This window comes from Neobacillus solisequens (genome assembly GCF_051233465.1).
Lineage (GTDB): Bacteria > Bacillota > Bacilli > Bacillales > Cytobacillaceae > Neobacillus.
The window spans coordinates 49,250-62,700 of sequence record NZ_JBKFGJ010000010.1 but is presented as its reverse complement, the minus strand read 5'-3'; the positions used below and the strand labels follow the sequence as shown (position 1 = coordinate 62,700).

The window sequence follows — 13,451 nt, the reverse complement described above, 5'->3', positions numbered from 1 at the left end:
GTTCAATCTCTATAAATTTAAGAAATTAGTTTCCAAAATGAATTGTCTTTTACAAAATGAAGTTCATAAACTGGTGTGTTTTTAACAAGGAGAAGTAACAAATCACTGATGGTTTTCAGTTCTTCCTTACTATGTGGCCAATAAAACACCTTATCCATTAATTGAAGGAAAGCGTCAGACTTTGGAATCAACATACGACTATTCTGCAGGGCCTGATGTAAAATTTGGATGCTTTTTAACTTCTCAACCTGATCAATTGGTTTCGCTTCTATTTCACTTCGAAAAGGTGAATTATATACTATACCTCCTTCAGAGGTTATCTTCACAAGCGTCGCCTCATCTGAAAGCAGCTCTCTTGGAAATGAAAGTTTAGCAGCTGTCGACTTACCAGCACCTGATTGTCCTGCAAAAATATGCGCCCCTTCATTTTCAATGACACAAGAGGAATGAATTAATAACCCCCAATTGTGATGCACAATGAAAGAACTAAATAAATTGGTTAACGCATGTTTTAAAGCTAGTTGATTATAAACTGAAATAGTTGCAGAACGGTACTGATCCTCTACTTTGATTGAATAGTCTGCCCTTTGAAAAATAATTTGATTGTCTCTCTTAGAAATATCTACATGATAATCTTGAAAAGGTACACCATAGCCATCTTTTATATTAATTTCTAGATCTGTTTTTTGCACTGTCTCTAATTCATGTATATTGAAATTCTTTTCAAAAAAACGGCCAAGTTGTTTTGACTCGAAATTTATTTGGATGAGAAAGTCACCGATTTTAGTATAAATGGTTTTCATATAAATCTCCCATTAATATATTCGTTAAAATGAGTGAGGAGGACAAATCTATACTTGTCCTCTTCAAACATTTACTTTTTGTATTTTAGTTTACTTTAGGATTACATTGTCCTTGGCCAATGTTTCCATTACCATTACCGTTTCCATTTTTATTGCCATTTCCAGGTTGCCCCGCCCCACACGGCTGTGGATTAGGATTCGTTTCAACCGGGAATTTGACACCGTCATTCCCTGTACCAGGATGGTCATGATTCCCTTTCCCTGGGTTCCAGCTTTGAGCAGTTTCGAAACGTAACGGTTGGTGGCTTAGAATCTTTGGTTTAGAATAATTAATTGCAGTTGGCATTGTTTACTCCCCTTCATCTTTAATATTCACTTAATCAAAATGGTAATCTTAAAAGAACGTTCTTTATTAAGATAATTATAAGTCAAAAGTCGTGCTTTTTAAAGAACAATTATTCGACAAAATACCCACTAGCCATTAAAGAAAGGACAAATAATTCATGCCCCACTACTTTATATCTTCGCCTCAAGTATGACCTTTATCATCTTCTCTTTATTCGGATAATCTGACACACTAAACTGTTCAATTACCTTATCTAGATCATATTTAACACGCACAATGGATGCTTGATAAAAGGATGATTCTATCTCAATCAAGGCATAGGAAGCCATTGTTAATCCGTCAAAAGGAAGCCCGACACTTCCAATATTCATTATACATTTTCCATCAATATACCTTATAAATGGTTTATGAATATGTGCATAGACATAAAGATCAGCATCTTCTGTCATCATTTTTCCTTTTACATTTTCATCACTCTCATTAGGAAGGACCACTTCAAATAAACTATTAGGAGTAGCATGATAGGCATGAATTTTTACATTTTCAATTTTCAAATTCAATTCTGAAGGTAACTCCTGTAAATAGGTAATATCAGTATCATCTAAATGTGAGAAAATCCAGTCACGCTCCTTACTCATCATTTTGCTCACACTTTCAGGAACTTCGCCATCCATAATACCTCGAATAACCCATTCATCAGCATTACCTTTTATCACTTTAGTATTTAACGATCTCACCAAATCAAGCGAACGTTTGGGCTCTGGTCCACGATAGCAAATATCGCCAAGGACGAAAACCTTATCTAGGTCTCTTTTCTTTATATCATTAAGAACTGCTTCTAAAGCTACTGCATTACCGTGGATATCTGAGATAAAGGCGATTTTCATCAATCTTAATTCCTCCCTACTCTTGTAAAATTTAAATTTATTTTACCAATATTAGGTACCTTCATCAATTTATTCATTATTAAAATTAGGGTTCCTGATGAAATTAGTCCAATCATTTCAACCTTATTTGAATATAATTTCATATGCATACTTTTATCAATTTGGAGGTGATAACGAATGTTTATTTACCTTGAACACAAAGGGCTAAACATTCAGTTTACCGAAAATAAAGTCAAAGAATTATCATTAAAATATAGAGTTAAAATTAGGGGGGCATATTAATGAGTCCTCAAATTAGTCAAAGTTCATATGTACTGGAATTGGACCGTTGGGGCGTTTCCAATACTGTTAGTAATTTTGGAGACAAAACATTATCTACAAACAACTCTAACGGCATCAATAATGCAATTGTTTGGGCAAGTCAACAAGGTTATACGGAGTTTGTGTTTCCTAGGGGAGTCTATCTAATTGATGAAACGATCCCCATTCAGCCACAGAGTTTTATGACTCTGAATTTGGGTGGATCTACCTTAAGAATCCGGAACAACGGGCTGGCATCCTATTCTGTAATCTCATTCAAACAAAACCAAATGTTTTCCAGAGTTACAAATGGAATCATCCAAGGTGACAGATATAACCATGATTACACAACGCCAGGGCAAGCAGCCACCCACGAGTGGGGAATGGGCATTTTGTTTCCAAATGTAGTTAATTCAAACAAAGGCGAAGGTACAAATACACGTTTTATTTCTATCGATAATATCGAGTTCTTAGACCTAACCGGGGATGCTGTGTCTTTATTTGCTACAGGAGGAGCAATTTACACTACGACTACCCCTACTAAATCATACAAAATTACCTTTGAATCAGGATCAATAAATACGAAAGATGGCAGCTTAATAGCTGATTCAACAAAAATCCGTTCAAACATTTTTATAGATTTAACAAACTCTCAAATTACTAATTGGAAATATTTTGGCGTTTATGGAGACATCAGCTATCAATCTTTAGGTTCAGAAATAGACGGAACAGTACCATTTGATATCATTTTTTATAATTCTAATGGAACATACAACTCTTCAATAACAAACGTCGAATTTTTTGATGAAATTCCATTACCTGATGGGGCAACAAGTGCAAAAATTGTACTGCATCAAGCAAATATTCCATCATCAACGGGTAATGGACTAACATTAAGAAGTATGACGATACCAAAATTTACTTTTATTGAAAAGTGCCATATCCACCACAACAGAAGGCTTGGTGTGGCATTACAAGGGGCAAAATTTGTCTGGGTTAAAAATAATGATATCCATCATATAAGTGGTACAGGCCCCTCGGCTGCGTTAGATGTAGAGGATAACTATTCCTTAAATCAGAATCTTTGGATTGAAGATAACTTTCTCCATGATAGTCCCTTACAATTGGTATTTGTAAAGGGGAAAAATTTCCACATAAGAAATAATAAAATTGAAAGAGGTATTGGAATAACAGGATACCCAGGCGTGAGTAAATTATATATAAATGGAAATTACTTTAAAGATACAAGTGTTAACATTAATGGTGAATGCATTATAGACAATAATAACCTTAACAGGACCGGAGTAACTTTAAATAATGGAACTACAGATCCTGCGTTGGTAGATAATAATACTTTCTTAAATAGCTCATTAAGTGTAAATAGACCAAAAGCATATAGTGTCACAATATCTAACTGTAAATTTACTGTTGACTCAGATTATTCAAATGCTATTTCCGGAGCAGGCTTTTCAGCAGGTACGTATCCACAAACAATGGCGAATTGTTTATTTGAGGGTTTCTTAGCATCATCAAGTGTCATTTTCAATGGTGATGAAAATGCTACTGAAGGTTGGGCATACAATAATATATTATTCAATAACACAAAAAAACCTAATAATAATGCTGGTATAAAAATACCTAGAGGTACCTATATAAATTGTAAATTTAATAACACGGGAATACTAAGTCCTAATAAACATGTTGAATTTATTGGATGCACATTTATCTGGAATGGCTATAATCTATTTAATATTTCCAACAACGAGCTAGCGAGATTTGTAAATTGTTATTTTTATGGTGGATCAAATCCTGCATTTTATTTTTCAACTGTAAACAAAGCTCAATTAGATCTAATAAATAATCTATTTGACTATACAAAAGCGACGTCCAGTTCTATTAATATTATTGATGGGTATTGGTATAATGTTACTGGCGGAAAAATATTGGTTGATGGGAATCGTTTTAAATCAAATTTAGCAATAAAAGCGATAAATAGCCCCATACCTACAAGTGACCAATTCGAAATAACATTTATAAACAATACTCTGGAAGGGGCAATTAATTTTTTAGTTGATATTACACAAATGCCTTTATTCAGAAATAATACAATTGGAAATGAACTTGATCCTTACAATTGGTCAACAACAGTTCCAACTACGGGATATTATAAACTTGGCAAACAAATACTAAACAGGAATATGGCCTCAGATGGTTTTATGGGATGGGTATGTATAAAAGAGGGATTTGCTGAAACCTATCCTACTTGGCAGCCTTCAAAGATATATAATACTTCTGATAAAATTTCAGTAAATGGTTATATTTATTATTCTACTGTTTGGAACGCAAAATCCTCGTCAACTATGCCAAACTTTCCAACTAATCCTTTATACTCCACAGTAAAAGACATTGCTGGTATTTCTACTTGGAAGGCAAAAACAACCTACTCGATTGGAGACAAAATCTTGCCATCCTCTGTTTCTGAAAGCTACTATGAATGTACAACAGCTGGTACAACTGGAAATATAGAACCATCATGGGGTACTGCCTCGACAATTACGGATGGTACCGTAGTTTGGACAAAAAGAAATATTCAGGTTTGGAAACTACTAGGTTCAAAAGCTTCATTCAAAAAATTCGGAATATTGAGCTAGTAAAATTTTAAGTTAAGTAAATTTCTTCAATTTTAAAAAAGTCTTTAATCCATCTATCCTCATAACGTATGAGGATAGATGCTTTTAATCATTTGACTTTGTACCTTTTTTCGTAATGACATTAAGTAAGTCCGATACATTCTAATAAAGTAAGTAACAAATAAAATCAAAAGCTTACTGGCATTCGTATCCAATGTGCCCAAGATAACACAAACAAGTTCAACTTCATTTAAAGATTATTAGTATCTAATATACAATAAATTGACTGCCTGATAGTAAACCTGTATCTCCTTTCTTAAAAGAGGTATGATTGGAACGGCTTTCTCTCCAATCTCACCACTTTTCCAATTTTCCATGTTCTTTGTAATGCATTAGGTTCACCCTATTAATTTAGTAAATGATTGTTATTTTAAATCTGAGGAAAACATTGTCGAGTATTTTACATAGGTACCTTTGCTTTAACCTTAACTTTTATTTTTCCTTTAAATCCCATAAAAACGTTTATTATAACACTTTTTAAGTATTTAAATTCTTCATTTCTATAAAATAGAGTTAAGTATATTAAATTTGGAATTACTAAACAAACAATTCCTTTAACAATCAGTGAAGAAAAGCCATTACCCTCAACTATAATATTACAGACTCTTGATACCATTAAACAAATTATAAATGTAAGGAAAGTAAAGTAAGCATATATTCTAAAGTAGCCAATAACCGATTTTTTAAATACATTTTTATATACAATAATCGGTTGAATCCAGAAGACGGTAGATAGTGTGCTTATAGTTGTACCAATAAAAATTCCTACAAGGCCTAAAAACTTTACTAAAAGAAGTGATGAAATAAGGTTAATAAATCCCTCAATCAGAGGGGCGTACTTATCTTGAACAAATAATCCTGCTTTATTTTTAAAAGTTGCTATTGGAGTTCTCATTCCAAATAAATAAAAATTGATTAGTATGAAGATAAAAGTTAAATTATCTAACAAATATTTTTTTCCAAGCCATAACGTGATAAATGGTTCCAGAAGGTTATATAAAAATATAATACACAAGGAATAGATCCAAAAATTCACTAAAAATGACACCTTAAAAATGGAGTAGTTCTTTTCATTGCTTTCCGTTGCAATTAGATTTCCTACACTTGCACCAATCCCCCCTAAAATCGGATTAACTAATGCCGATAACTGTTGAGTTATCATAGTGTAATTTGAATATAGTCCTACTGCTGCAACACTAATAAAAGATGAAATTAATATATTATCCGTTCCAAATACTAGATATCCTCCAATATTATGTAAAAACATAGCCTTCACATTTTTTACCATATTATTCTTTGTTTCTTGATCAATTTTATATTTTTCTTTAGTCTTTATATAAGGGTAACTTTTATTAACTATTCTTCCATTTACAATATTCTGTAGTAAATAAAATAAGAGTTCTATTCCCAAATAAAGAATATAGTTTCCAGTCTTAATTAAAATGAATATTCTGATAACCATAGTTGCAATTTGAAAAATTAGATTCATTCTTGCTATTAAATATCCTCTTTGATCAGCATTTATTAATGACCATTTATGAGCATTTAAATAGGAAATCATATTTTTGATTACAAACAGAAAATAAATTATTGTAAGGTTAGGGATATAGCTCTCGTCTTTCATTAATAAATCTAAAAAGGGATATATAATAATACTTATTAATAAAACGATTAATGCCAATATTCCATATGCCTTTTTATATAGTTGTATTAATGCGATAACTTTTGGATGGTCATTTTCTGCAAGTGGTTTATATAAGTTATAAACGATACTAATGCCAATGCCGCTTTCAGCTAATGCCATAATCGATAATACATTAGTTAATAACCCATTAATCCCTAGATAATCGGCTCCTAAACTATCTAAAAAAATTTTCCTTGATAAAAAACCAAGGAATACAATTACTAATTGGGAAAATACACCAATAAAAATATTTTTAAGTGAATGGTTTATCCTCATCATTACATATCCTTTTAATATAGGTTGTTTAAAATAAATTTACGATTGGTACTTCTAGTATTAAAAAACATTGTGTTGGTTCTATAAAATTACACTTTGTTTTACATTGAGTTTATTAGAATTCTCTAAGTTTACTGTTAATTTTCGCATCTCAGAAGGGTTATCAATTAAATATTTAATATTTTTATATAAAGCATTCTCATTACACTCCACAATTAATCCAGTATAACCATCTTGAATTTGTTCATAGGCACCGGTAAAATCCGTAGTAATTATTGGCTTATTTAAACACTTGGCTTCTGCTAAAGTTAAGCAAAAACCCTCATGTCTAGATGGTTGTACGTATAGATCCGCACTAGCAATATATGGATAAGGATTTGTGGTAGTTCCAACCAGTATAAAGTGCTTAGTTAATTCGTACTTATTTATTAATTCCTCAAATTCCATTCGACTATTACCATCTCCAATGCAATACCATCTCACTTCATAGCCATTTTTTCTTAATTTTGATAATACTTTTATGGCTAAATCTTGCCCTTTTTCCCTTGACAGCCTTCCAACAGTTACAATTTTTATACCTTTATAGTTATAGTCAAATATAACCTTTTCTTTTGCCATTTCTCTAATTAAGTTGGACTGTACTATGTTCATAAATACCTCAGATTTATTGGCCGCAATAGGAATTTGCTGAATTAACTTTTGTTTTGCTTCCTCTGATACAGCAAAAATGTTATCAAATTTTTTATAAAGTTTTGCATAAAGTTTTTTATTAACCTCGTGCTTTGAAACATCAAAATGCACCCATGAAATTTTCCTTTTTGCATACACTTTATTTGCTATATAAAAGTCAATAATATCTGTTGGTCCTTGGTATGAAACAGCGATATCATAGGCATCGTCATTTACTGGGACATCAATGCAGGCATTTTTATAGTATAAATATCGATTATTGAAATACTTAGATATAAAATATGCACTAATAAAAGTAGGAATTTTACTAAAGTGTTTCTTCCTCAAAAATTCCTTTATTGTTTGTTGAGGTGGCTGCATTATAATTGGCTTAACTGTTTTAAACCAGTTCGCTTCTTTTACCTTTATCCAGCTAGGAACGTATTCTAAAAATCCGCCTTTTTTTTCTAATAAAAGAACTGTAATTTCATAGTTTTCTTTAGGTAATTCAGATAATAGGGACAATAAAGATTTTTCAACACCACCAATGTTCATGCTACTTAGCATAAATAGTACCTTTTTCAATCCAATATCCCTCTATTTCCTCAAGATTTTCATTAAAAAAGAAATATCTCAAGTTTCTTTTTTAATCAAAACTTGAGACATTATCCATTTACAATGGTATATATTTTATTCATTTCCCTTGCTACTGAACTTTTTATAACACTATTCCGCAAATTATCCTCCAGTCTTTTCAATAACCTATTATCGTCTAATAAATTTTTTATAGCAGAGAACATTTCTTGCTCGTCAAAATTGACTATGATGCCCGTATTATTATGAATAATATGTTCACTAATTCCTGTAAAATTAGTACTAATAATTGGTTTATTAAAACATTTTGCTTCTGCTAGAGTGATACAGTAACCTTCATGGCGAGAAGGTTGCACATAAAGATCACATTGTTCCATAAATGGATATGGGTTAGGATTTGATCCTAAGAATATAAAGTCATTCACCACATTATGTTCTTCAACCAATTTTTCATATTCTCTGCGATCTCCTCCATCGCCTATACAATACCACCTGACATTATAGCCCTCATTTTTAAGCTTAGCCAAAACGGGAATAACTAAATCTTGACCTTTTTCTTTTGTAAGTCTTCCAACCGTTAGAATTCTTATTCCCTGAAAATCATCTTTAAAACCATCCTCCTCTTTAGCCATTTCAATAATAGAACGAGAAGAAACCATATTTAAAAATGTTTCTACTTTTGCCTTAAGCTTCGGTAGCATAGTTAACAGTTTATTCTTACCTTCCTCAGATACTACAAAAATTTTATCAAAGTCTTTATATACTCTCGAAACAAATTTACTATTAAGCCCTATTTGTGTTACATCAAAATGTATCCATTGAATTTTTTTCTTAGCTTTTATCTTATTAATAACAAAGTAGCTTATGAAATCCATTGGACCTGCATAAGCCACGGCAACATCATATTCTGTTTCCTCTGTTCTATAATCTTTTAAAACATAACTGTAAAGGAGACTTCTATCCCTTAGTAATTTTGTTACTAACGAGAGAACCAATAATTTTACACCCTTTACAAAATTTAATGCTTTAAAACTTTTTATTGCCATTATTTGAAGCGGCTGTTTTAAAAGATCCTTATACCTCTTATAGTCATTGATATACTTAATTTCGACATTCTCTGGAACAAACTTTAAGAATCCACCAAATTTCTCTAACATCAAAATAGTAATATCATATTTCTCTTTTGGAAATTCATTTATCATATTCAATAATGCTTTTTCAGTTCCACCAACGTTCATATTAATAATCATAAAAATAATTTTTTTCTTCATATTTACTCCATCTACCCAATTAATTTGTAAAATTTTTCTATTTCTTCAACATTCCCTTTCTTTTCTCCTTGAAGATATTTCACAATATTGCCCTTTAAGTCAGGGTTTTTTATTAATCTTAATATTCCATTAAAAACAGCATCAGCATTCATTTCAACAACTAGACCATTTTTTTCATCAACCATTTGGCTATAAACGGCGTCAAATTTTGTTGTCACTACTGGAATATTGAGCATTCGTGCCTCCGCAATTGCTAATCCAAAGCCCTCAAATCTTGATGTTTGTACATATATATCTGCATTTTTTATATATGGATAAGGGTTGGATTTTACACCAAGTAATATAAACTCTCCTGTTAGACCATTATCTTTAATGTATTCTTCTATTTCATTCTTTAAGGGACCTTTTCCCAATGCATACCATTTAAATTTAATTTGAGCTTCCTTCAATTTTTTACATGCCTCTAAAGCTATATCGTACCCCTTTTGTTGGGCTAACCTCCCAATTGTTAGTATTCTAATCCCTTCAAAACTATCTGAATAGCTTTCTCCTATATCAGCCATTTTTGTGATAAATTCTGGATTATTTATATCATAAATAACCTCAATCTTTTTAGAGTACTCAGGAAAAGTCTCTAGAAAGATCTCTTTTGTAGAGTGAGATACAGCAACAATTTTATTATATGGATTATAATATTGTTGCTGAAAACACTTTTCAGTTTCATTTAAACGATAACTTACATTGACCCAAGCAAATTTCTTTTTGGCTTTCACTTTTTCTGCTACATAGAATGTTGGAACACCCTGAGCATAACTTATAGCAATGTCATATTCTTTAGGGTTATCCTCAATCACTCTTGAGACACATTGCCAAAAAATTCTCGCTTTTTGAGGGTTACTATATTCCTCTTTACGAATAGTTAGAGAGTATTTTAACCGGGCATACAGCATCTTATAGTCGTATTGCTTAATAGAATATTTCATTGAATTCATCAAATTCAACTTTGTAAAATCAGTATATTTAAGAGGTTTTAGAATATTTACTTCTTTAGGTACCAGATCTTCAAGAACCCCACCATGTCCAAATAGCATCAAGTCAACAGAATACTTCGAGTAGTCTATCAGTGATAATAATGTGACCAAGCTTTTTTCTGCCCCTGCACAATGTAAAGAGTCAATAACAAATAACATATTTTTTCTCATAATGTTCTCCAAAATTATTAATTAGATTAGTATCTGTTTTAACTTTGTGGAAGATGTTTTTTTTGTATATGGAAAATAAACTAAATCAACACCCACCATTTTAAATTTTTCTTCATATTCATTCCATAACGGCTTTCCTTTCCAGTCATCCCCATGAAACATAACATTAAATTTCAAATTATTCCAAGCAACTATTTTATCCATTGTATCCTGGACAACAACCATATCTACATATTTAATTGACTCAACTATTTTCATTCTATCCTCTAAAGGGATAACAGGAATTTTCTGTTTATAGCTTTGTACTAATTCATCCGTACTTACTCCAACTATTAGAAAATTACAAAGTTCTTTAGACTTTTTTAAGATATTTAAATGGCCTACATGAAATAAATCAAACACACCAGTAGTGTATCCAACATCGTATTTTTTCATATTTTTCCTCATTTCATTTAGCTAATTTCTTTTTCTATTTTTTCAAGAAGTCTTAAACTTGCTTTACCATCCTCATAAGAATTAATTTTTCTTAACATACTTGAGACCTTTTCTAAATAAATTTCTTCATTAAAATTATTTATTTCGTTTTTAAGCGCCTCAATAGTCGTTGCACTTCTAAAAGGTAACTCACAGATATCAAAATAAAGTTTTCTATCATTTTCAATGTAATTTAATAAATCAGGTAAATATAAGAAACATGGTTTTTTTGTTAATAAGTAGCTAAACATCACCGAAGAATAATCAGTGATTAGCACATCCGAAATATATAACAGTTCTTGTACATCATCATATTTTGTAACATTAATAACATTTTCAGCGTTTTTAATTTGTTCTGAAAGTAATGTAAGATGTGGATGCAACCTTACCAACACCTTCCACTTCCCCCCAAATTTATGATTTAATGTCTCCAATAACTTTTTATAATTCAAATCATATATGGATAAATCACTATCTTTTCTAAATGTTGGTGCATACAATACTAATTTGGTACCTACTGGAATATTTAACTTTTTAAATAAAGACTCCTTAACTTGTAAATCATTTGAAAATAATAGGTCATTAGCTGGTATACCGCTTTCTAAAATTTCCCCATTATACCAAAAAGCACGTTTAAATATTTTGGTACTATACTCACATCCAGATAATAGTAGATCGCATTTGCGGGAATCATTTTTAGCCATTTGAAGATATCCATTTGGAAGAGTTTTTTCCGTATCTTTCTCAATTTGTTTTAATCGTAATGAACTGTGCCAGGTTTGAATATAATATTGATTTTTCCTTTTAACATACAAATCTGTTGTTCTAAAATTAGTAATTACAACCTTTGAAGTACACAATTCATAAAAATACTTTATAGACATCGTTTTAACTTTTCTAAAATCGGTTAAGTGTTTTTTGTCGTTTGGATTATTAAATGCCCAGACAATATCGAACTTACCTTTTGGATAATGATTAAGAATATATTCCGTTATATATTTAGGACTGCATCCATACTGGCTTCCATAATAGCTAAATAAAAAGATTTTATTTTTCTTAATGGGAAGGCAATTAAAGAAGTAAATTAAGGCTAGTGCTAAATATTTTTTAATCACTGTCAAGAGCCTCCGTAACAAAATAAAAGCAATTCCTTTTAATTAGGAACTGCCCATTCATTTTTTTAATTCTATTCGTTCTAACCGCTTAGGTTGATTAATTACATTTATTTTTCTTAATACCTTTAAAATAATCAATAGTAATATATTAAAATAAGGATGTATCCTAAATAATTTTAGTTGTCTTTTTAACAATTTTTCCTGTTCTACTGCCCTAATTAATTTTGAATAATTAGTTTTTAGGTAAAACTCTATTTCCTTTCTATAGGAACCTTCATAATCCTTTTCACGATTTCTAAGCAGGAGATTATAATGAATTAATTGGGTTTTTACTATCATTTTATAAGATTGATCGGAAAGGTCACGATAGTGGTTTTCAATAAAGTCATGTCTTTCTAATAAGCCCTTTATAATATCAAGATTTCTACTAGAATAGTTTGCTACAATACTGTCTTCTCTTTGGTAATAGTAATATAAAGGTTCATTCATTAATACAAAGGTGTTAACTTGCTGCATTACTAGGTGTGCCCAGAATACATCTTCAAATAATACGCCTTTTTTAAAAGGGATATCTTTTATTAATTTTGTTTTATAAAGTTTGCCCCATGCGAAGTTTTTCACTCTTTCATTCATGACAAGCTGTTTCATAAGCTCTTTATTATGATAAATTATTGGATGTTTTTCTTTTGGATACAATTTACTATCAAATAAAAGATAATCATCATAAGCATAATAAAAAGCCGCTTGAACTACATCTGCCTGAAATTTATTGCCTATTGCCATTAATCGTTCAATCAATTTCTCATCCAGCCAGTCATCACTGTCTACAAAAATAGTAAAGTCACCGGTAACATGACTCATACCATAATTCCGAGCATCTGATAACCCACCATTTTCCTTATGTAGTACCTTAATTCTGCTATCCTCTTTTGCATATTGTTCTGCCATCATCCCACAGTTATCTGGGGATCCATCGTTTACTAAAATGATTTCTAAATTCTTATATGTTTGCTTTACAATACTTTCAATACATCTGGACAAATAGTTCTCTACTTTATAAATTGGAACTACAACACTAACAGTTTCATTCAACTTGTCTCCGCCTGCCTTCAATTTTTCATAGAAATGGAAATGGTGAAG

General features: G+C 31.0%; 11 protein-coding genes. 1 reads left to right on the top strand and 10 read right to left on the bottom strand.

All coding sequences use genetic code 11. The features are described from left to right. Positions 1-17: 17 nt before the first annotated feature. The 3 genes from ACI3K6_RS10970 to ACI3K6_RS10960 all read right to left on the bottom strand — a co-directional run bounded on the left by ACI3K6_RS10970 (position 18) and on the right by ACI3K6_RS10960 (position 2,036). On the bottom strand, positions 18-803 hold the full coding sequence (locus ACI3K6_RS10970; protein ID WP_435554853.1) for a hypothetical protein: 786 nt from the start codon (positions 801-803) through the stop codon (positions 18-20). Positions 804-888: 85 nt separating this feature from the next. Continuing rightward, positions 889-1,149, bottom strand: a complete 261-nt coding sequence (locus ACI3K6_RS10965; protein WP_335479089.1) for a hypothetical protein — start codon at positions 1,147-1,149, stop codon at positions 889-891. 170 nt (positions 1,150-1,319) lie between these two features. Continuing rightward, positions 1,320-2,036, bottom strand: coding sequence for a metallophosphoesterase family protein (locus tag ACI3K6_RS10960; protein WP_435554934.1), 717 nt, complete (start codon positions 2,034-2,036; stop codon positions 1,320-1,322). A 281-nt stretch (positions 2,037-2,317) separates the two neighbouring features. On the opposite strand from ACI3K6_RS10960, the gene ACI3K6_RS10955 reads away from it, so the two are divergent. After that, positions 2,318-4,987: a right-handed parallel beta-helix repeat-containing protein gene (locus ACI3K6_RS10955; RefSeq protein ID WP_435554852.1), complete on the top strand. Its 2,670-nt coding sequence runs from the start codon at positions 2,318-2,320 to the stop codon at positions 4,985-4,987. 439 nt (positions 4,988-5,426) lie between these two features. Here ACI3K6_RS10955 and ACI3K6_RS10950 read toward each other — a convergent pair whose 3' ends face one another. From ACI3K6_RS10950 to ACI3K6_RS10920, 7 genes are all read right to left on the bottom strand, one after another. Further along, positions 5,427-6,986 (bottom strand): lipopolysaccharide biosynthesis protein, encoded by a 1,560-nt coding sequence (locus ACI3K6_RS10950; protein ID WP_435554851.1) that lies wholly within the window; start codon positions 6,984-6,986, stop codon positions 5,427-5,429. 81 nt (positions 6,987-7,067) lie between these two features. After that, positions 7,068-8,240 (bottom strand): glycosyltransferase, encoded by a 1,173-nt coding sequence (locus tag ACI3K6_RS10945; RefSeq protein ID WP_435554850.1) that lies wholly within the window; start codon positions 8,238-8,240, stop codon positions 7,068-7,070. 80 nt (positions 8,241-8,320) lie between these two features. Beyond that, the gene (locus tag ACI3K6_RS10940) at positions 8,321-9,520 is read right to left on the bottom strand and encodes a glycosyltransferase (protein WP_435554849.1); all 1,200 of its coding nucleotides are present in this window, start codon (positions 9,518-9,520) and stop codon (positions 8,321-8,323) included. An 11-nt stretch (positions 9,521-9,531) separates the two neighbouring features. Next, positions 9,532-10,722, bottom strand: a complete 1,191-nt coding sequence (locus tag ACI3K6_RS10935) for a glycosyltransferase (protein WP_435554848.1) — start codon at positions 10,720-10,722, stop codon at positions 9,532-9,534. A gap of 21 nt (positions 10,723-10,743) precedes the next feature. After that, on the bottom strand, positions 10,744-11,157 hold the full coding sequence (locus ACI3K6_RS10930; protein WP_335482513.1) for an FAD synthase family protein: 414 nt from the start codon (positions 11,155-11,157) through the stop codon (positions 10,744-10,746). A 17-nt stretch (positions 11,158-11,174) separates the two neighbouring features. Then, entirely contained in the window at positions 11,175-12,311 is a 1,137-nt protein-coding gene (locus tag ACI3K6_RS10925) for a CDP-glycerol glycerophosphotransferase family protein (RefSeq protein WP_435554847.1), read from the bottom strand. Between the two features lie 57 nt (positions 12,312-12,368). Further along, a complete protein-coding gene (locus ACI3K6_RS10920; protein WP_435554846.1) occupies positions 12,369-13,403 on the bottom strand; it encodes a glycosyltransferase family 2 protein in 1,035 nt (344 codons plus the stop codon). Between the last annotated feature and the right edge of the window lie 48 nt (positions 13,404-13,451).

What these genes read in the sequence shown, in the direction of transcription:
- ACI3K6_RS10970 (WP_435554853.1), bottom strand. Translation starts at nt 803, where the DNA reads ATGAAAACCATTTATACTAAAATCGGTGACTTTCTCATCCAAATAAAT.
- ACI3K6_RS10965 (WP_335479089.1), bottom strand. Translation starts at nt 1,149, where the DNA reads ATGCCAACTGCAATTAATTATTCTAAACCAAAGATTCTAAGCCACCAA.
- ACI3K6_RS10960 (WP_435554934.1), bottom strand. Translation starts at nt 2,036, where the DNA reads ATGAAAATCGCCTTTATCTCAGATATCCACGGTAATGCAGTAGCTTTA.
- ACI3K6_RS10955 (WP_435554852.1), top strand. Translation starts at nt 2,318, where the DNA reads ATGAGTCCTCAAATTAGTCAAAGTTCATATGTACTGGAATTGGACCGT.
- ACI3K6_RS10950 (WP_435554851.1), bottom strand. Translation starts at nt 6,986, where the DNA reads ATGAGGATAAACCATTCACTTAAAAATATTTTTATTGGTGTATTTTCC.
- ACI3K6_RS10940 (WP_435554849.1), bottom strand. Translation starts at nt 9,520, where the DNA reads ATGAAGAAAAAAATTATTTTTATGATTATTAATATGAACGTTGGTGGA.
- ACI3K6_RS10935 (WP_435554848.1), bottom strand. Translation starts at nt 10,722, where the DNA reads ATGAGAAAAAATATGTTATTTGTTATTGACTCTTTACATTGTGCAGGG.
- ACI3K6_RS10930 (WP_335482513.1), bottom strand. Translation starts at nt 11,157, where the DNA reads ATGAAAAAATACGATGTTGGATACACTACTGGTGTGTTTGATTTATTT.